The organism is Streptomyces sp. NPDC059477, from assembly GCF_042749375.1.
Classification (GTDB): Bacteria; Actinomycetota; Actinomycetes; order Streptomycetales; family Streptomycetaceae; genus Streptomyces.
On record NZ_JBHYUG010000099.1, the window covers coordinates 1 to 17,298 of the forward strand.

Annotated in this window: 14 protein-coding genes and 1 pseudogene; 6 read left to right on the top strand and 9 right to left on the bottom strand. The window is 71.5% G+C overall.

What is annotated here, in order from left to right; translation table 11 throughout:
- Positions 1–251 precede the first annotated feature (251 nt).
- From ACFXAZ_RS32890 to ACFXAZ_RS32905, 4 genes are all read right to left on the bottom strand, one after another.
- Entirely contained in the window at positions 252–884 is a 633-nt protein-coding gene (locus tag ACFXAZ_RS32890; RefSeq protein ID WP_384598588.1) for a flavodoxin family protein, read from the bottom strand.
- 296 nt (positions 885–1,180) lie between these two features.
- A complete protein-coding gene (locus ACFXAZ_RS32895; RefSeq protein WP_384598590.1) occupies positions 1,181–1,738 on the bottom strand; it encodes a hypothetical protein in 558 nt (185 codons plus the stop codon).
- Positions 1,739–1,833: 95 nt separating this feature from the next.
- The gene (locus ACFXAZ_RS32900; RefSeq protein WP_384598592.1) at positions 1,834–4,221 is read right to left on the bottom strand and encodes a PQQ-binding-like beta-propeller repeat protein; all 2,388 of its coding nucleotides are present in this window, start codon (positions 4,219–4,221) and stop codon (positions 1,834–1,836) included.
- A 243-nt stretch (positions 4,222–4,464) separates the two neighbouring features.
- On the bottom strand, positions 4,465–5,202 hold the full coding sequence (locus ACFXAZ_RS32905) for a VOC family protein (protein ID WP_384598594.1): 738 nt from the start codon (positions 5,200–5,202) through the stop codon (positions 4,465–4,467).
- Between the two features lie 134 nt (positions 5,203–5,336).
- Between ACFXAZ_RS32905 and ACFXAZ_RS32910 the strand changes: the two genes are divergently transcribed.
- Positions 5,337–5,972, top strand: coding sequence for a TetR family transcriptional regulator (locus ACFXAZ_RS32910; RefSeq protein ID WP_384598630.1), 636 nt, complete (start codon positions 5,337–5,339; stop codon positions 5,970–5,972).
- A gap of 374 nt (positions 5,973–6,346) precedes the next feature.
- On the opposite strand, the gene ACFXAZ_RS32915 is transcribed toward ACFXAZ_RS32910, so the two are convergent.
- Entirely contained in the window at positions 6,347–6,973 is a 627-nt protein-coding gene (locus tag ACFXAZ_RS32915; RefSeq protein ID WP_384598595.1) for an isochorismatase family protein, read from the bottom strand.
- A 201-nt stretch (positions 6,974–7,174) separates the two neighbouring features.
- Between ACFXAZ_RS32915 and ACFXAZ_RS32920 the strand changes: the two genes are divergently transcribed.
- The 3 genes from ACFXAZ_RS32920 to ACFXAZ_RS32930 all read left to right on the top strand — a co-directional run bounded on the left by ACFXAZ_RS32920 (position 7,175) and on the right by ACFXAZ_RS32930 (position 9,175).
- Positions 7,175–7,633 carry a MarR family winged helix-turn-helix transcriptional regulator gene (locus ACFXAZ_RS32920; protein WP_384598597.1) on the top strand — a complete coding sequence of 153 codons (459 nt, stop codon included), beginning with the start codon at positions 7,175–7,177 and terminating at the stop codon, positions 7,631–7,633.
- A gap of 251 nt (positions 7,634–7,884) precedes the next feature.
- Positions 7,885–8,310 (top strand): pyridoxamine 5'-phosphate oxidase family protein, encoded by a 426-nt coding sequence (locus tag ACFXAZ_RS32925; RefSeq protein WP_384598599.1) that lies wholly within the window; start codon positions 7,885–7,887, stop codon positions 8,308–8,310.
- 211 nt (positions 8,311–8,521) lie between these two features.
- Entirely contained in the window at positions 8,522–9,175 is a 654-nt protein-coding gene (locus tag ACFXAZ_RS32930) for a pyridoxal 5'-phosphate synthase (protein ID WP_384598601.1), read from the top strand.
- Positions 9,176–9,208: 33 nt separating this feature from the next.
- Here the strand turns inward: ACFXAZ_RS32930 and ACFXAZ_RS32935 are convergent, their stop codons facing one another.
- Entirely contained in the window at positions 9,209–10,126 is a 918-nt protein-coding gene (locus tag ACFXAZ_RS32935; protein WP_384598603.1) for a hypothetical protein, read from the bottom strand.
- 345 nt (positions 10,127–10,471) lie between these two features.
- Between ACFXAZ_RS32935 and ACFXAZ_RS32940 the strand changes: the two genes are divergently transcribed.
- Positions 10,472–11,851 carry a flavin-containing monooxygenase gene (locus tag ACFXAZ_RS32940; protein WP_384598605.1) on the top strand — a complete coding sequence of 460 codons (1,380 nt, stop codon included), beginning with the start codon at positions 10,472–10,474 and terminating at the stop codon, positions 11,849–11,851.
- A 34-nt stretch (positions 11,852–11,885) separates the two neighbouring features.
- Here ACFXAZ_RS32940 and ACFXAZ_RS32945 read toward each other — a convergent pair whose 3' ends face one another.
- Entirely contained in the window at positions 11,886–12,881 is a 996-nt protein-coding gene (locus ACFXAZ_RS32945) for a hypothetical protein (RefSeq protein WP_384598607.1), read from the bottom strand.
- Between the two features lie 281 nt (positions 12,882–13,162).
- Here ACFXAZ_RS32945 and ACFXAZ_RS32950 point away from each other — a divergent pair, with 281 nt between their 5' ends.
- Complete coding sequence (locus ACFXAZ_RS32950; protein WP_384598632.1) at positions 13,163–14,563, top strand: ATP-binding protein; 1,401 nt, start codon at positions 13,163–13,165, stop codon at positions 14,561–14,563.
- Between the two features lie 662 nt (positions 14,564–15,225).
- Here ACFXAZ_RS32950 and ACFXAZ_RS32955 read toward each other — a convergent pair.
- Positions 15,226–15,717 carry an ATP-binding protein gene (locus tag ACFXAZ_RS32955; RefSeq protein ID WP_384598609.1) on the bottom strand — a complete coding sequence of 164 codons (492 nt, stop codon included), beginning with the start codon at positions 15,715–15,717 and terminating at the stop codon, positions 15,226–15,228.
- Between the two features lie 479 nt (positions 15,718–16,196).
- Positions 16,197–17,292, bottom strand: a pseudogene (locus tag ACFXAZ_RS32960) (acyl-CoA dehydrogenase family protein).
- Positions 17,293–17,298: the final 6 nt, after the last annotated feature.

A 17,298-nucleotide genomic window follows, 5' to 3' on the forward strand; every position in this document is an offset into this window, starting at 1 on the left:
GCCCCCCCCCCCCCCGCCAACCCCCCCCCCCCCGGGGGGGGGCCCGGCGGGGGGGGGGGGGGGGGGCCCCGCCCCCCCCCCGGGACGGGGGCCGGGGTCTTCGGGGCCGTGGTCTTCAGGGCCGTGGTCTTCGGGACCGTGGTCTTCAGGGCCGTGGTCTTCGGAGCCGTGGTCTTCGGGGGGGCGGGCCGGGGGGTGTCAAGGGGCGGGTCCCGGCCGAATCATGGCGGGACCGCGTCTCGCTCCTCGCCTCACCGGCCCCTCGTCGCTAGCGTCATCGGCATCCGCGACTCCCCGCGCCGACCGACCGCCCTGTTCCATCTCCTTGCTCCAACCCACCGCTCCGAAGGAGCCGAAGTGAGCCTCACCCAGAAGATCCTCGCCACGTTCGCCCTGGTGCTGGGCGTCACCGCCGTCGCGGCGGCCCCGAGGTAGAAGCCGAGCCGGTTGAGGTCGTGCTCGGACGCCTGGGAGCTGTTCCAGCCGGGCTGGAGGCCGAGACTGACCCAGTTCATGCCGAGCTGCGCGGCGAGCACGGTGAAGAACTGGAGGGTGTGCAGCTTGTCGCCGCTCTTCGCCCCGGAGTTGGTGAAACCGGCGGCCAGCTTGTCCCGCCACACGCCCCCGAACCGCTTCGAGGTGGCCTCGGCGAAGACATGGAAGGCGCTGGACGCCGTACCCATGTAGGTGGGCGCCCCGAACACGATCGCGTCGGAGTCGTCCAGCTCGGACCACTGGCCGGGGGTGATCTCGTCGACCCGGATCAGCCGCGCGTCGGCCCCGGCACCGGCCACCCCGGCACGGACCGCTTCCGCGAGCACATCGGTGTGGCCGTAGCCGGAGTGGTAGGCGATGGAGACGGTGGGGCGGGAATGGGTTGTCACGGACTTCTCTCGCTTCTCGGGCTGCTGACCGGGCACCGGGACCGGTGCCCCGGCCCTCAAGCCAACCCGGGACCGCCACCGGCGTGAAGGATCCATCCGGTATGCGGCGATACCCCGCCGATATCAATACCCGGGCGACCCCGAAAGCGACACCAACACCGTCACGTCGGCCACGTCGGGGCGCAGGCCCAGCAGCCGCTCCACCAGCCGCGGTGCGGAGAGGTCGCGTCCCTCGCCGGATGGTCCGCAGGGACTGGAGGAGCGGGTCAGGGAACGGGCGAGGGTGCGCGGGTGGGTCAGTCGATCGGTATCGCGTCGGGGTCGGATTCGTACAGCAGGCACTCGTCGACCTGGGAGGGGAAGGAGACCGCGACGGGCACCTCCACGGTCTCGCTCTCCTTGCCGGAGAGGGCGACCGTCACCTCGGAGACGTCGAGTTCCAGGCCCTCCGCGTCCCGGAAGTGGACCGCGATCTCGAACTCGGCCGCGCTGACGTTGGGGTTCCTGACCTCGACGGTCGCGTACGGCTGCTTGGCGCCGGCGCAGCTCAGCACGACCGCCACCCCGTCCTTGAGCGCGGTGGAACCGCCGCCCGAGGTGCCCCCGCTGGTGGTGGAGCCGGTGGTGGAACCGGTGGTGGAGCCGCCCGTGGTGGAGCCCCCGCCGGACGAGGAGGAGCTGTCATGGTCCTGGCTGGAGCTGCTGCACCCGCCCCCACCGCCACCGCTGCTACTGCTCTTGCCGCTCTTGCCCTTGCCGCTCGTGCCCCCGGTCTTGTTCGAGAACCCCGTCAGCGTCAGCATCACGAGCACCGACACCGCTGTTAACTTGAGAAACTGCCCCCGTGCGAACATGCGGGCATTTTATCCGTGCACTAGTGAACGCACATGCGAGTGGCCACAGATGAGGGCGGGACTCGGACGCGGAGTCGCTGCCCGTCCGGACCGGTTCAGGCCGTGCGGGCGGTCCCCGTGCCCTTCTCGGCGTCCAGGGCATAGACGCAGCGGTCCTTGCTGCACGCGTACACGATGCCGTCGCGCACCACCGGGGAGCCGGTGATCTCGCCGCCGGTGGCGAGCTTCCAGCGCAGCCGGCCGTCGTCGGCCTTGAGGGTGTAGAGCAGGTGGTCGGTGGAGCCGAAGTGGATGCGGCCCTCGGCGACCGAGGGGGCCCCGACGATGTCACCGCCCGCCTGGAAGCGCCATTTGGGGGTGCCGGTGACGGCGTCCAGGGTGTAGAGGCCGGTGCCGCTGCCGACATGGACGTGTCCGGCGGCGACCAGGACGGGTTCGACGGAGGCGCGGGACTCGGTGGCGATGCGCCAGCGGTCGCGGCCGTCGGCGGCGTCGAGCGCGTACACCGTGCCGAGGTAGTCGGCGAGGTAGACACCGCCGCCCGTGACGGCGGGGCCGGGGGCGAAGGCGGGCGGGGAGAGGAAGACGGCGGGGGCCTCGAAGTGCCACTTCACATGGCCGCCCGCCACGTCGATGGCCAGCACCCGGGTGCCCGCGGAGAGATACACGAAGCCGTCGGAGGCGTGGGTGATCCGGACCGGGACGCCGCCGCAGGAGGCCGCGTCGCCGATCGGGTACGACCAGCGCTCGTCGCCGGTGCGGGCGTCGAGGGCGCGCAGCCGGGCGTCCTGCCAGACATAGGCGGTGCCCTCGTGCAGGGCGGGGCCGGCCTCCGGGGACTCGAAGTCGGTCTGGGCGCCGGCCAGCTCCCACAGCTTCTGCCCGGTGGACGCCTCCCATGCCTGGACGCCGCCGCCACGGGTGCCGGTGAGGACGGTGCCCCGGTCGGCCTTGAGGGAGTACACCCAGGCCTCGGTCTGGAGCCGCCACAGGTCGGTGCCGCGGCGGGCGTCGAGGGCGAAGAGGGTGGGCCCGTCGGAGGCGTGCACACGCCCGTCGGCGACGGCCATGGACCAGGCCACGTCCCGCGTCTTGAAGCGGCGCCGCCCGGTCGCCACGTCCAGGGCGTGCACCTCGAAGGAGGTGACGTAGACGAGGTCGCCGTCGACGGCCGGGGTGCCCCAGACATCGTTGGACATCCGGAACCGCCAGGGCCGCCAGCCGCCCCCGGCGGGATCGGCGGGCGGCGCGGCGGTGGGCGCGGGCGGTGCGGACGGTACGGCGGACAGGGCGCCGTTGCCGCCGGGGCGGGCCCAGGAGGCCACCAGGCCGGCCTCGGGCGGGGGCGCCTTGACGGCGGCGGCGCGGGCGTCAGCGACCCGGGGGCCGGGCCCGATGGGTACGGCGGCCCCGGCGAGCCGGACCGGCCCGGCGTCGGGGGCACCGGCGGGGCCGGGCACGGGCGGGTGGAGCGGGACGGGTGGCGCGTGGGAGGGCACGTGCGGGGGCGCGTGGGAGGGCGGGGGCGGCACCGGGGGGCGGCCTCCGGCGCTGCGTCCGCCGTGCGGGGCGGGTCTGACGGCGGGGCGGCCACCGCGCCGGGTCTCGATCAGGGTGACCGCCTTCTCGGGCAGCCAGGCCGAGGCCGTACCGCTGTCGTCGGAGCCGGAGCCGAACAGATGGGGCGCCAGCTGGGCCTGGAGGTCGGCGGGGCTGGGCCGGGCGGTGGCGTCCATCTGCATGAGGGACTCGATCAGCGGGCGCAGTTCGCCGGGCAGGCCCTCCAGGTCCGGGCCCTCGCGCAGCAGCATGAAGACCGTCTCGACCGGGTTGGCGCCGTGGAAGGGCGGGTGACCGGTGGCGGCGAAGACGAGGGTGGAGCCGAGGGAGAAGACATCGCTGGCCCCGGTGACGGAACGGGAGTCCTTGGCCTGCTCGGGGGACATGTAGGCGGGGGTGCCGACGGCGACGTTCGTCATGGTCAGACGGGTGTTCGAGACACCGGAGGCGATCCCGAAGTCGATCACCCGGGGCCCGTCCTCCACGACCAGCACATTGGACGGCTTCAGGTCCCGGTGCACCAGCCCGGCGCCATGGATGGACTGGAGGGCCTCGGCGACCCCGGCGGCCAGCCAGCGGACCGCCTGGGCGGGCATCGGCCCGCAGTCGTTCACTATCTCTTCCAGCGAGGGCGCGGGGACGTACGCGGTCGCCAGCCAGGGCACCGCGGCCCGGGGGTCGGCGTCGACCACGGCGGCCGTGTAGAAGCCGGACACCGCGCGGGCCGCCTCGACCTCGCGGGTGAAGCGGACCCGGAAGAGCTGGTCCTCGGCGAGTTCGGTGCGCACCGTCTTGATCGCCACGCGGCGCCCGGACGCCGAGCGCGCGAGATAGACCAGCCCCATGCCCCCCGCACCCAGCCGTCCCAGCACCTCGAACGGACCGATCCGCCGCGGATCGTGCTGTGTCAGCTGATCCACCACTTGCCTGCCACCTCCCCGTACGAGCCGCGTCACCCACAACTGGACGCGACCGAAGTGCAGCGTCTCACCACCGCACCGCCATGGCGGCACGCACCCCGATTCTTCCTGTCCGGCGCCCAGGTTGCGAACCCGGTGACAAATCGGGGTGTCTCCGGCCTTTTATCCATATGAGGGGAGGAAGAACGACCGATTTTCCGGGCCTCCCGGCTGCTTCAGGGCGAGCCGGAACGGCAAATCCGGCGGTCAGCGCTCCAGCAGTGCGAAGAACGCCCCTTGGTCGTCGGTGACGATGCCCACGGTCCCGTACGAGGTCACGAACGGCTCGGCCTGCACCCGGCCGCCCAGCCGGGTCACCCGCTCCAGGCCCGCCGCGCAGTCCGGCACCCGGAAGTGGACCAGGAAGTGCGGCGGCATGCCCTCGGCGAAGACATCGGCGACCGCCGCCCGCCCGAAGTCGGGCTCGGCGCCCTCCGCGAACAGGGCGTCGGCGAACAGCCCGCTGTAGAAGGCGTCGGCGGACCCGGGATCGCGGGCGTACAGCTCGACCCACGCGAACGTCCCCGGGTCGTGCCGCTTGCCGAACCCCTGGTGGCTGCCGGCCTGCCACAGCCCGAAGACGGCCCCCTCCGGGTCGGCGACCAGCGCCCCGGTGCCCAGCCGCCCGGCCGCCAGCGGCGCGGAGACCAGCTGGCCGCCGGCGTCCCGGATCCGCCAGCCCAGGGCGGCCACGTCCGGGGTGGCGAAGAAGACCGTCCACACGGTGGGCAGCCGCCCGTCCGCCTTGCGCCCCAGCCCGGCGACGGGCTCCCCGTCCAGCCGGGCCCACACCCCCGAACCGTCCGCCCGCTCCTCGAAGGACCACCCGAAAAGCTCACCGTAGAAGCGCTGGCCCGCCGCCACGTCGGGCAGCTGGGCGTCCACCCAGCACGGGACGCCCTCGGGGTACGCCTCCGGGTGCGCGGATCCACTGTTTTCGGCCATACCGCCAAACTAACGGCGACCCAGGCACCCCGCCCACCAGGAATAGCCCGCTCCGCACCCCCATGCACCCCATTTGCAGTCGGCCGAATCGCGCTCCGATCACCCGTCGGTAAGCTGACGGCATGACAGGACAAGTGCGTACCGTCGACGGCCGCGTGGCCGGCCGGCGTGGGCAGGCGACCCGGCAGAAGCTGCTCGACTGCCTCAGCGAGATGCTCAGCTCCTCCCCGTACCGGGACGTCAAAGTCATCGATGTCGCCCGGAAGGCGGGCACTTCGCCCGCGACGTTCTACCAGTACTTCCCGGACGTCGAAGGCGCCGTCCTGGAGATCGCCGAGCAAATGGCCGCCGAGGGCGCCGGATTGACCGAATTGCTCGCGGGCCGCTCCTGGGTCGGCAAAGCGGGGTGGCAGACCGCGCAGGAACTCGTGGACGGATTCCTGGAGTTCTGGCGCCGGAACGACGCGATCCTGCGGGTGATCGACCTGGGCGCGGCCGAGGGCGACAAACGCTTCTACAAACTCCGTATGAAGATCCTCAACTCCGTGAACAACTCCCTGGCCGACGCCGTCGCCGACCTCAAGGCGAAGGGCCGGGTCGACAAGGACGTCAACCCGGCCGCCATCGCGGGCGCGATCGTCGCCATGCTCGCGGCGGTCGCCTCCCACCAGAAGGGCTTCCAGTCCTGGGGAGTGAAACAGGCCGAACTCAAGCCGAACCTGGCGCTGTTGGTCCACCTGGGCATCACCGGCAGAAAGCCCACGAAGTAGCCTCCGGCCGGGTCAGAAGCGGGGCCGTTCCCGTGGACACCGGTGACCGGACACAGAGGTCTTCCCGTGGGTGCCGGTGACCGGACACAGGGGTCTTCCCGTGGGTGCCGGTGGTCAGCGATAGGGCCATCCCTTGAGTGCCGGTGGTCAGACGCAGGGGCCGTTCCCTCAGCTCCGGGTCGCGAGACACAGGGGCCGTTCGCTCAGGTGCCGGTCGTCGGAGGCAGGTGCCGGTCGGGGCATCGCCGTGTCTTTCAGGGGCGCGGGGAACTGCGCGAGCAACCACCCCCCACCCGCAGCCGCCCCCCGACCCCAACCCCCCACGACGCTACGACGCTACGACGACAACACACCCCCGCGCCCACACACACCCCTCATGACTGATACGCCGCAGACATCTGCCCCACCAGCACAGCAAACGGCATGTCCAGCGCACCATAGACCGCCCCGGCCTCAGCCACCCCGTTGTCCCCCAGCGCCTCCACCATCAACGTGGCGTAGTCACTGACGATGACACCGGCCTGCTGCATCCGGGCGAGCCCAGCCTCCCGCTTGGCCCGGCTGAACGTCCCGGACGCGTCCAGCGCGACGTACGCGTCATATCCGGCCCCCGTCGCCGCATACGCCGGCAGCGCCGCGCACACTTCGAGCGACACCCCGGCGAAGATCAGCTTCTGACGCCCGGTGGCCTCGATGGCCTCACGCACCCGGTCGTCGTGCCAGGCGTTGACCGAACCCCGGTCGATGATCTTCTGCCCGGCGGGCAGCGCCTCGACCAGTTCGGGCGCGGTGGGCCCCCACATGCTGTCGGCCGCCGTGGTGGTCACGACCAGCGGAATACCCAGCACGGTCGCCGCCCGCGCCAGCGCCGCCACGTTGTGCTTCAGCTCGGCCACCGGGATGTCCCGGACGCCGGAGAGCAGACCCACCTGGTGGTCGACCAGAACCACCGCGGCGTTGTCACGGGTGACCGACTCCAGGTACTTACTGCGCTCACTCATCTTTCGGCTCCTCAGAGATCGGGCCGGCCACGCACACGTAGCCGCGCACTCTTTAGTCACTAACCTTGATAGTCAACATCAGTGACTACTTAGAACGTAAGCGACCCTCCCCGGGATTGCAAGCGGCAGCGAAAACGTCGAGCGGCCCCGCCGACCGGACAGCTAAACTCGCCGGTCAGAACACATGGCACGGAGGCAGGGGTGAGGTCAGTGCCGGAGAACCGCCGAACGGAAACACCCCCGGCCCCCGAACCGGACCTCGGCGTCCTGGCCGCCCGAGTCCTCTTCTCCGTCCAGCGGGAACTCTTCACCACCCTCGCCGACCAGGGCTTCGACGACATCCAGCCCCGCACCGGCGCCGTTCTCGCCTACCTGCGCCCGGAGGGCATCCGCGCCAGCGAACTGGCCCGCCTGTCCGGCCAGCACAAACAGGTCATCGGCACCCTCGTGGACGACCTGGAACGCCTCGGCTACGTGGAGCGCGCCCCCGACCCCGCCGACCGCCGCGCCAAGCTGGTCCGCCCCACCGACCGCGGTCTGCTCCAGATGGAGACGGCCGCCGCCATCATGCGAGCCATCGAGGAACGGCACGCGAAGACCCTGGGCGAGAAGCCGTACGCCGCCTTCAAGCAGGCGCTCGGCCGGGTGGCGGAGACTTAGGCCGCCGCACTCACCGCCGCGCCAGTGGAGGACGGGCCCAGGCTGGGGGCGAGGACGAGGGGCTGGCTGAGGTGTCAGGGAGTCAGCGAGTCAGGGAGTCAGGGAGTCAGGGAGTTTCACTCACCCGACCGGGCTCAGGGCGGAACACTGGGTGGGCGCACACCGTTGTGACCCACGAGACAGTGACTCACGACGACCCGATGACCCGATGACCCCTTTCCGTAGATTGAGCCGTTGGAGGCGATCCGCACATGGCCCTGAGCCGCGAAGAGCGTGAGCAGTTCCTGGCACAACCCCATATCGCAGCGCTGGCGGTGGACGCGGGGGCGGGACGCGCTCCACTGACCGTGCCGATCTGGTACCAGTACACGCCGGGCGGTGACATCTGGGTCCTGACCGGCCTCACCTCCCGGAAGAACGAGCTGATCAGCGCGGCTGGCCGCTTCACCCTCCTGGTCGACCAGACGGACCCGACGGTCCGTTACGTCTCGGTGGAGGGCCCGGTCGTCGAGACGAAGGCGGCCACGATCGAGGATCTCCGCGAGGTCTCGGCGCGCTACCTGCGGCCCGAGAAGGTGGAGGAGTACGTCGACTTCTCGTGGAAGAACCACGGCGAGATGGTCGTCCTCACGATGCGCCCGGAGCGGTGGGTGTCCTCGGACCTCGGAGCGATCTGAGACAGGGCGGCGGGGTGAGCGGGCGGGCGCAGAGGAGTATCAGCCCATGGAACGGGAACCAGAACCGACCCCAGAACTGAGACCAGCCCCAGAAACGGCAGCAGCACCGGAAGCAGCACCGGCATCAGAACCGGACGCAGCACCGGAAGCAACACCGGAATCAAAGCCGGACGCGGCACCGGATGTTCAGGAGCTGCTGAAGTCCCTGCGGGTGTGGGACCCGAAGCTGACCACCCTCCCCCCGTTCACCCCGGACACAGCACCGGCGGCCCCCCTCCCGCTCTTCGCGACCTGGTTCGCGGAGGCGGTGGGGGCGGGCCAGCCGGAGCCGCACACGCTGTCGCTGGCCACGGTGGACGACCGGGGCCGTCCCGACGTCCGTACGGTGATGCTGCACGGCGTCGATGAAGACGGCTGGTCCTTCGCGACCCACTCGACCAGCCGCAAGGGCCAGGACCTGGCCGTCACCCCGTACGCCGCGCTCGGGTTCTACTGGCCGGTGCTGGGCCGCCAGGTCCGTGTCCGGGGCCCGGTGACGCAGGCGTCCCCAAAGGAGAGCCGGTCCGACCTCGACGTCCGTTCGACCGGCGCGCTGGCGGCGGCGCTGACGGGCCACCAGAGCGAGGTCCTGCCGTCCCTGGCGGAGCTGGAGCGCAGGTCGGAGGAGTCCTGGGCGCTCGCCGAGTCGTCCCCCGCCGCCCCGGCCCCGACCTGGACCCTCTACCGGCTCCGGCCGGACGAGGTGGAGTTCTTCCAGGGCGACGCGGCGCGCAGACACGTACGACTGCGGTACCGGAGGGAGCGGGGCACGCAGCGGGACGGGGAGCCCGGGGAGAGCTGGAGCAGGCAGCTGCTGTGGCCGTAGGGAGACACCGAGGCGGAAGTCACCCCGTCAGCGTCAGCGTCCCTGTCCGTGTCCACGGCTCTTGCGCCCCTGCTTGTGGGAAGAACTGCCGCCCCCGCTCCGGGACGCGCTCTCCTGCTTGGATTCGCGCTGCCGGCCGCTTCCCCGTGTGGGGGAGAAAGTCTGGGTCGCCTGGGCGAGAGCGACATTCTGATCCCCGGAAGGCCCGGCTTCGCTCTGATACGTGGCGGGCGCGGCCTGCTCCGCGGTGGGCCGCTGCTCACCGCCCGGCTGAACACCGGCGCTCGCCCTGATGTAGCTGTAGCGATATTCGTAGGCATGGACGTGCGGTGCGCGACCGGACCGCGACGGCTGGCACTGGATCGCATAGTAGGCATCGGGGTCCCGGGGCAGATGGGCGAGAAAGTTCGCCCGCGAGCTCTGCATCCCGAGGCTCTCCATGATCTGCCCGTGCAGCTGGACGTTCTCGAACTCGATCATCTCCATCTGATATCCGAAGTACTGCCCCGCCGGCGTCCCCGCCGCCGCGGCCCACTCCTCGACCTGGCCCGACAGCGCGTACTGCTCCCACTCCTGGCGTTTGAAGTCGGACGCGGCGTTGAGGAGTTCGAACACGGCGGTCCCCACCAGCCGGCTCTCGTTCTCCTTTCCTTTGACATCCTTGTGGTCCGGATTGATGGTTACCTTGCGGGTTTCCCCGTTCCACTGCGCAGCGCCACCCTTTTCATGGGTGCCGAACCGCACGATGAGTTCGCCGGCGCTTTCGAGCGCCGCCTGGAATTCGGGCACCTGGGCCCGCACATTTTCCACGAAACCGGCGATCTTATCCATCTTCTTGGTGTGCTCGGCGGCCAGGAAGAAAACTCCTTCGACCTGGCCTCGATAGGACCCGTCGGAGGAATCGGAGGATGGCGATCCATAGGCCAGATCGGAGTTGTATTCGTCGCTCACAAGTCATCACCCTTCACATGCGCGTCCTGGCACGCGGGCACGGCACAGCCACCGACGACCCACCGCACCAGCCGACCCCGCCCGCTCCTGTCACAACGCCCCGACCACCCAGGTCAGTTCACCCAAAGCGCATGCCCGGATCCGGAAGCTCTCCACAAGGTCCGGGGAGCCACCCGGCGCACCACGTCACCATCGCCCCACAACCGACGCACTGCCCACTCACTGGCAATTCCGGACAACAAACCGGAAGCAGTCCTACACAAATCACGCCATGCGTGACCAACCCGCAATCAATTCCGGTCTTGACCGAGACCCATCAACCCAAGGGGTGATTACGCTCCGACCATGGCCGACCCCACAGTGCCCGCCACCGCCGGGCACGACCCCGCACCGCACTCCGCACAGCACTCCGCGCCACCCACCGAAGCACCCGCCGAGCCGAAGCCGGAGTTGGCGCCGAAGCTGGCGCCGAAGCCGGAGTTGACGCCGGAGTTGGCGCCGAAGCCGGAGTCGGAGTCGGAGTCTCCGCCGGAGCCGGACTCAGCCCCCCGCACCTCCGCGCAACCCCCCGGCCACCCCGTCTACGTCATCGGCGGCGGCCCGGGCGGACTCGCCGCCGCGTACGCGCTACGGGCCCGGGGTGTACGGGCCGTCGTGCTGGAGCGGGCGGATCGCGTGGGCGCGTCCTGGCGGGCGCACTACGACCGGCTGCACCTGCACACCACCCGGCGGCTCTCCGCCCTCCCCGGGCTGCCGATGCCGCGCCGGTTCGGCCGCTGGGTCTCGCGTGACGACGTCGTGCGCTATCTGGAGAAGTACGCCGAGCACCACGAGCTGGAGATCGTCACCGGCGTCGAGGTGTCCCGTGTCGAACCCGCCCCCGACGGCACCGGCTGGCTGCTGCGCGCGACCGGCGGGCGCGAACTGACCGGCGCCGCCGTCGTCGTCGCCACCGGCTACAACCACACCCCCCACCTCCCGGACTGGCCCGGCCGCGACACCTTCACCGGCAGCCTCCTGCACGCCGCCGAGTACCGCGCCCCCGCCCCGCACTCCGGCCATGACATCCTCGTCGTCGGTGTCGGCAACACCGGCGCCGAGATCGCCGTCGACCTGGTCGAGGGCGGCGCCGCCCGGGTACGGCTGGCCGTGCGCACCGCGCCGCACATCGTCCGCCGCTCCACCGCCGGCTGGGCCGCCCAGTACACCGGTGTGCTGGTACGCCGGCTGCCGGTCGGCCTGGTGGACCGGCTCGCCCGGCCGCTCGCCAGGCTCAGCGTCCCCGACCTCACCGCCCACGGTCTGCCCCGCCCCGGCACCGGCCTGTACAGCAGGGTCCGGGAGGGCGCGATCCCGGTCCAGGACGTCGGCCTGATCGACGCCGTCCGCAAGGGCAGGGTCGAGATCGTGGCCGCCGTCGACGGGTTCGAGGGCGCGGACGTACTGCTGACCGGCGGCGAACGGATCTCCCCGGACACCGTCATCGCCGCCACCGGCTACACCCGCGCCCTGGAGGGGCTCATCGGCCACCTCGACGTCCTGGACGACCGAGGCAGACCCGTCACCCACGGCTCCCGCACCCCCCGTGACGCCCCCGGCCTCTACTTCACCGGATTCACCAACCCCATCAGCGGCAACCTCCGCGAACTGGCCCTCGACGCCCAGAAGATCGCCAGGTCCATCGCCGAGAACAAGACACTGCGGGTGTCCCGAGTGGTGAGGTGACGGCCGGACTCCGCCACCGCCCGCTCGCCCTCGGTCACCCGCCCGGCACCAGAATCCACAACTCCCCCGCGTCCGGGTCCCCGAAGCGCACGAACAGCTCCGGCTCCCGTTCCGTCCCGCCGATCGTCCAGTACGTGTCCTGCCCACAGCTGCCGTCCAGCCGTACGACCACACCGTCCCGTACGCCGGCTTCCGTACCGCCGTATGCGTCGTGGCGTCCTTCGCGATCGAGCAGCCAGGTCCCGCCGCCCGCGCAGCGCACGAATTCAAGGCCGGTGTCGGACATGTGCGAGTCGGCGTCGATGGCGGGGTCCGGTTCGGCGGGCAGCGCGGTGAGTTCGGCCCGTCCCGAGGAGTCGAGCCTGAGCACCGCGCCGTCGTCGCCGTGCCACTCGCCGGTCAGATCGGCGACGGACAGGACTGGGGGTTCGTACTCCTCGATCAGGCCGGTGCTCGTGGCGAGCAGTCCGGCCGGAAAGGCGGCCAGCAGGAGCAGCGGTGCGGCGAGGGCCGCGCCGCCCCAGCCGCCGAGAAGCCTCGGGGGCCGCCGGCCCACCCGCGCGCGCCTGCGCGCGTACGCCACCGCCAGCGCGGGCAGGACACCCAGCGCCGTCAGGGACAGGGCCGTCGGCACGAACGGCCAGTCCCACAGCAGGGCGGTCACTGCGGCCCAGAACCCGCCGAGGAGCACGGCGCCCAAGAGGTGCCGTACCCGGCGGGGTCCGGGGGCGAGCCGCGCCAGGACGGTGGCCGGCAGGGTGTGGAGGGCGGCGTGCAGCGTGCCCAGTACCGGCAGGTACAGCGGGGCGAGGACGAAGAGGCACAGCAGCCCGAAAGCGCCGCCGTAGCCGCTGTTGTAGTCGTCGGCGACCGTGGCGGAGACGATCCACCAGAGCGTGAAGGCGCCGGGCAACTGTGCGGCACCGGCCGCGGCGGCCACGGACATGTCCCGCCAGGACCACAGCCCCTCACGGACAGCCGCTTCGGCGTCCGCCCCCTCGACATCCGCCCCCTTGGCGCCCCACCCCATGGCAGGAGCGTAGGCGAGCGCCGTAGGGACCGCCGATCCGCCCGCGCATCCGCCGCCGGGCCCCGCGCGCCCCGGCGGGTTCCTCCGCACTGGGGGCAAGGAGTAGGGGTACAGTCCTTAGGGGTACAGTCCTAAAGAATGGTCTCGCCGTGCTGCCTCAGTCCCGGCTCACCAAGCCGTCACGTGTCTTCGACCGCGGCCCCGAATGGAGCGCCCTCACCGCCTTCGTGAGCCGACCCCTGCCGCACGCCATGCTGGGCATCGTCAGTGGCAGACGGCGCATGGGCAAGACCTACCTCCTGCGGGCGCTCGTGGAACAGTGCGGCGGCTTCTACTTCGGTGCCACGGAGGCGACCGAGGCGGAGTCCCTTCGGCAGTTCAGCGCGGCTGTGGCCGAGTACACGGGTTCTCCGGTCCCCTTCTCCTTCGCCACCTGGGACGACGCGGTCTCGTACCTCTTCGGAGCCGCGGGCCCCGGGCGTCGGCCGCCGGGCGGGCCGCATCCGGACGGCCCGTTCCTCGTCGTCATCGACGAATTCCCCTACCTCGTGAAGGTGGCTCCGGAACTGCCGTCGCTCTTCCAGCGTGCGATCGACCGCTACCAGGGGGAGGAGAGCCGGCTGCGCCTTCTGCTCTGCGGTTCCGCCATGTCCGTCATGGGCGGCCTGCTGGCCAGCAGCGCGCCGCTGCGCGGCCGGGCCCAGCTCGAACTCGTCGTACGGCCCTTCGGATACCGGGCCGCGGCGGACTTCTGGGGCATCGCCGCCGCCCCCGCGCTCGCCGCCCGGTTGCACACGGTGCTCGGCGGTACCCCCGCCTACCGCCGGCAGTTCCTCGCGGATGATGTCCCCTCGGATCTGGGTGAGTTCGACGAGTGGATCTGCCGCACGGTCCTCTCACCCTTCAGTCCGCTCTTCCGGGAGGCGAGGTATCTCCTGGCCGAGGAGGCCGACATCCGCGACCCGGCGCTCTATCACTCCGTGCTGGCCGCTGTGGCGCAGGGCAACACGACACGTGGCGGCATCGCGAGCTACATCGGCCGCAAGTCCGTCGACATCTCGCACCCGCTCAACGTGCTGGAGGACAGCCACCTCCTGGCACGGGAGGCGGATGTCTTCCGGGCGGGCAGGTCGCAGTACCGCATCACCGAACCCCTGATCACTTTCTACGAGGCGGTCATGCGCCCCGCGTGGGCCCGGCTGGAGGGCGGGCAGGCCAGGGAAGTCTGGGCGCAGTCCGGGGAGCGTTTCACGGCCCAGGTGGCCGGCCCCCACTTCGAGGCGCTCTGCCGTGAGTACGTGCTGGGCCCCGGGCGTTCCCTGCTCAGCACGTCTCTGGGCGAGGTGGGCAGCGGAGTCGTGACCGACCCCAAGGAGCGCCGCCAGATCCAGGTCGATGTCGCCGTGGCCGAACAGGGATCCGGCGGAAACCGTCCTTCGGTGGCCCTGCTCGGCGAGGCGAAATGGGGCACGGTCATGGGACTTCCCCACCTTGAGCGCCTCGGCCGGGCACGAGAGCTGCTCGCCGGCCGGGGCATGGACGTATCGCACTGCGGTCTGGCCTGCTTCAGCGCGGCGGGCTTCAGCGACGCCCTGAGGGCCGCAGCAGCACGTGGCGAGGTGCTGCTGATCGGTCTCGACGAGTTGTACGGGCGGGCCATGCCGACCGGGTTCCCGCACTAGCCCGCCCGGTCTGTCGATCCGGACGCCTGGAGGAGTTGTCCACAGCCTGTGGAGAAACCGGGCGGTGCGAGATGCCGCTGTCGGCGGCGCCCGACAGCATTCACCAGCGGGACGGGAACTCCGGTGGCACCGGCGGTCGTTCTCTGACCAACCGGCCGATCCCCGGACCGAAGCCCCGGACCCGTCGGTCCCGGACATCGCACCTTGACCCGAGAACAGAGCACAGAGCACAGAGCACAGGCAGCAGAGACCCGAACCGCAGGTCCGGGCAAAAGGCCGGACGGTGACGCGCACCCCCCTGCCCGCCGCACCCGAGAGGGAAGGACCCCACCCCGCCCGAGCGCGGCATCGCGCGTCGCCGTCCGGCTTCCGGCGCTCCCGCCCCGGTTCCTCATGGCCCTGAGGAATATCGGCGCCGAACGGGCGACCCGCACTCGCCGAGGGCTCCCGTCACCGAAACCCTCGCCGTCCCCTCACGGCGAATCGCTACCCACAAGCGTGATCAAACGGACACGTGACGTCAACACCCGATCGGGGATTTACTACTTACGCCCGTTTTACCGTGGGCGCGCAGTGAAGCACGGCGGGGCGCACAACCCCCTGGGCCAGCCACGCACCAGGGAAGACACCCCACACAGGGCCACTCCCGCGACCCACGGGGGTCATACGGCCTCGTAGGCCAGCCCTTCCAGCCCGTCGAACCCCTCGAATCCGTCGAGGCCCTCGTAACCCACACCGCCTCCGCAGGCCAGCCGGGCCTCGGCCCGCTCACAGCGGTCCAGTTCGCACCACACGCGCTTGCCGTCGCCCTCGCGGCTCCAGCCCCAGCGGTCGGCGAGCCCGTCGACCAGGGCGAGCCCGCGGCCTCCTGTCTCCTCACCGTCCGCGCAGCGGGGCACCGGCGCCCGCTCACTGCTGTCCGCCACCTCCAGGCGGACCGTGGCCGCGTCGGCGGCCTCGCACGGCAGGGACAGCCTCAGCACGGCCGTACAGCCGGTGTGCACCACGGCGTTGGTGACCAGTTCGGAGACCAGCAGCACCAGGATCTCCGCGAGCGGTTCGTCGGCCTCTATCCCCGAGCCGGCGAGCCGCGAACGGGCCCACCTCCGGGCTCGCCCCACCTCCGCGGGGTCGGGCCGGACTTCCAGCTGCATTTGAAGCACCTGCACCGCTCACACCATCCGAACCGGCGGACACCAAGGCTCACGCCTCACGAGGGCCACGATCGTGGCCATTTTCTGCATGCGCAGAACAACGGCCTGAGCAAGGTTCACGGAACGTGAATCCCTTACGGGACAGCTTGATTGACGCGTTGTCGCCCCAACAAGCGCTTCAGGCATATTCCAGCGTGAAGGAGTACCCGTGCGGCATACTGTGCGACGCTCGCCGGGAGGGGGCGACACGGCGGGGGCGCGACGGCCTTCCGCCTTGCGAGCAGCGGCGCGCACGGCCCGGTCCCGGGCTGCCCCAGGAATCACACCGGTATGGCTCGTGCTCGGAACCCCTCGCATTTCACACAAGGTACCCGAGCCGACCGATCGTTCCGGCCGTTGCGCGGCCCGCGCAGGACACAACCCGATATCAACGCTCTGTGACACCGAGATGCCACGATCCGCGACATCACGGGGCGCTCTCAGCCCGCCGGTGCCACCAGATCCGCGGCGAGCAGCTCCGCCGCCCGGGCTCCCCCGCCCGCCCGACGCTCCCGCGGCCAGGCCCGCTTCGGATGCAGACGCACCTCCGATTCCCAGGTGGAGCCCATACCGCCGTGCACCTGGAGACAGTCGCGGGCGCCCCGGCCGACCGCCTCGTCGGCGAGCAGCCGGGCCGCGGCGATGTCCACCGGGTCGGCCGCCACGCGCACCGCCGCGCGGGCCACCTCGACCCGCGCAAGCATGTCCGCGCCCAGACCCTGCACCGCCGGAAACACCCCGATCGGCCGACCGAACTGCTCCCGCACCCGGGCGTGTTGCACGGCAGGCTCACAGGTCCGCCCCGCACTGCCGAGTTGCTCGGCGGAGGCGAGGAGAACGGCGACGGGGACGTCCGGGGCGGGGCGTCCGGGGCAGGGGCCGACGGGGGCGGAGGCGGGGGCGGCAGCCGCAGGTCCGGTGCTCACCGCCCCGGACGTCCCGCGCGGCGCGGCTGGCCGCCTCTCGTTCAGCCGCCTCTCGTTCAGCCGCCTCTCGTTCGGCCGCTTGTCGTTCGGCCGCTTGTCGTTCAGCGGCACCTCAGGCACCTGACGCAACGGCGTCATCGGATCCACCGACCGCGCCGGCACACGGCCCCCCGGGCGGGCTCCCCCGACCACGCGCACGGCCGACATCCCGGTGGCCCCGACCACCGCCCACACACACCACATCCGCCTCCCTCAGCCACTCCCCCTGTCCAACCCCCCGTCGACCGCCGTCACGACCGTCTCCCCGCTTCGCCGCCCCCGGCACCGCCCCCGCCGCCAGATGGGTCGCGATCAGCGGTCCGGTCCACAAGGCGCGTCCCGCCTCCTCGAAGGCCAGGACAGCTTCCGGAAGGCCGAGTCCGACCCCGCCGTCGGCCTCCGGCAGACGCAGGGCGAAGAACCCCGCCTCGCCGAGTTCCCGCCACAGCCTCCGGTCCAGCCGACCCGACCCGACGGCCGCCCGCAGGGCCTCGCGTCCGAAGCGCCGCTCCAGGAGCCCGCGTACGTCGGCACGCAACGCGCGCTGATCGCCAGTCAGTTGAAACCGCACGGCCAG

What these genes read in the sequence shown, in the direction of transcription:
- ACFXAZ_RS32950 (WP_384598632.1), top strand. Translation starts at nt 13,163, where the DNA reads ATGGGCAAGACCTACCTCCTGCGGGCGCTCGTGGAACAGTGCGGCGGC.
- ACFXAZ_RS32925 (WP_384598599.1), top strand. Translation starts at nt 7,885, where the DNA reads ATGGCCCTGAGCCGCGAAGAGCGTGAGCAGTTCCTGGCACAACCCCAT.
- ACFXAZ_RS32895 (WP_384598590.1), bottom strand. Translation starts at nt 1,738, where the DNA reads ATGTTCGCACGGGGGCAGTTTCTCAAGTTAACAGCGGTGTCGGTGCTC.
- ACFXAZ_RS32940 (WP_384598605.1), top strand. Translation starts at nt 10,472, where the DNA reads ATGGCCGACCCCACAGTGCCCGCCACCGCCGGGCACGACCCCGCACCG.
- ACFXAZ_RS32905 (WP_384598594.1), bottom strand. Translation starts at nt 5,202, where the DNA reads ATGGCCGAAAACAGTGGATCCGCGCACCCGGAGGCGTACCCCGAGGGC.
- ACFXAZ_RS32955 (WP_384598609.1), bottom strand. Translation starts at nt 15,717, where the DNA reads ATGCAGCTGGAAGTCCGGCCCGACCCCGCGGAGGTGGGGCGAGCCCGG.
- ACFXAZ_RS32945 (WP_384598607.1), bottom strand. Translation starts at nt 12,881, where the DNA reads ATGGGGTGGGGCGCCAAGGGGGCGGATGTCGAGGGGGCGGACGCCGAA.
- ACFXAZ_RS32915 (WP_384598595.1), bottom strand. Translation starts at nt 6,973, where the DNA reads ATGAGTGAGCGCAGTAAGTACCTGGAGTCGGTCACCCGTGACAACGCC.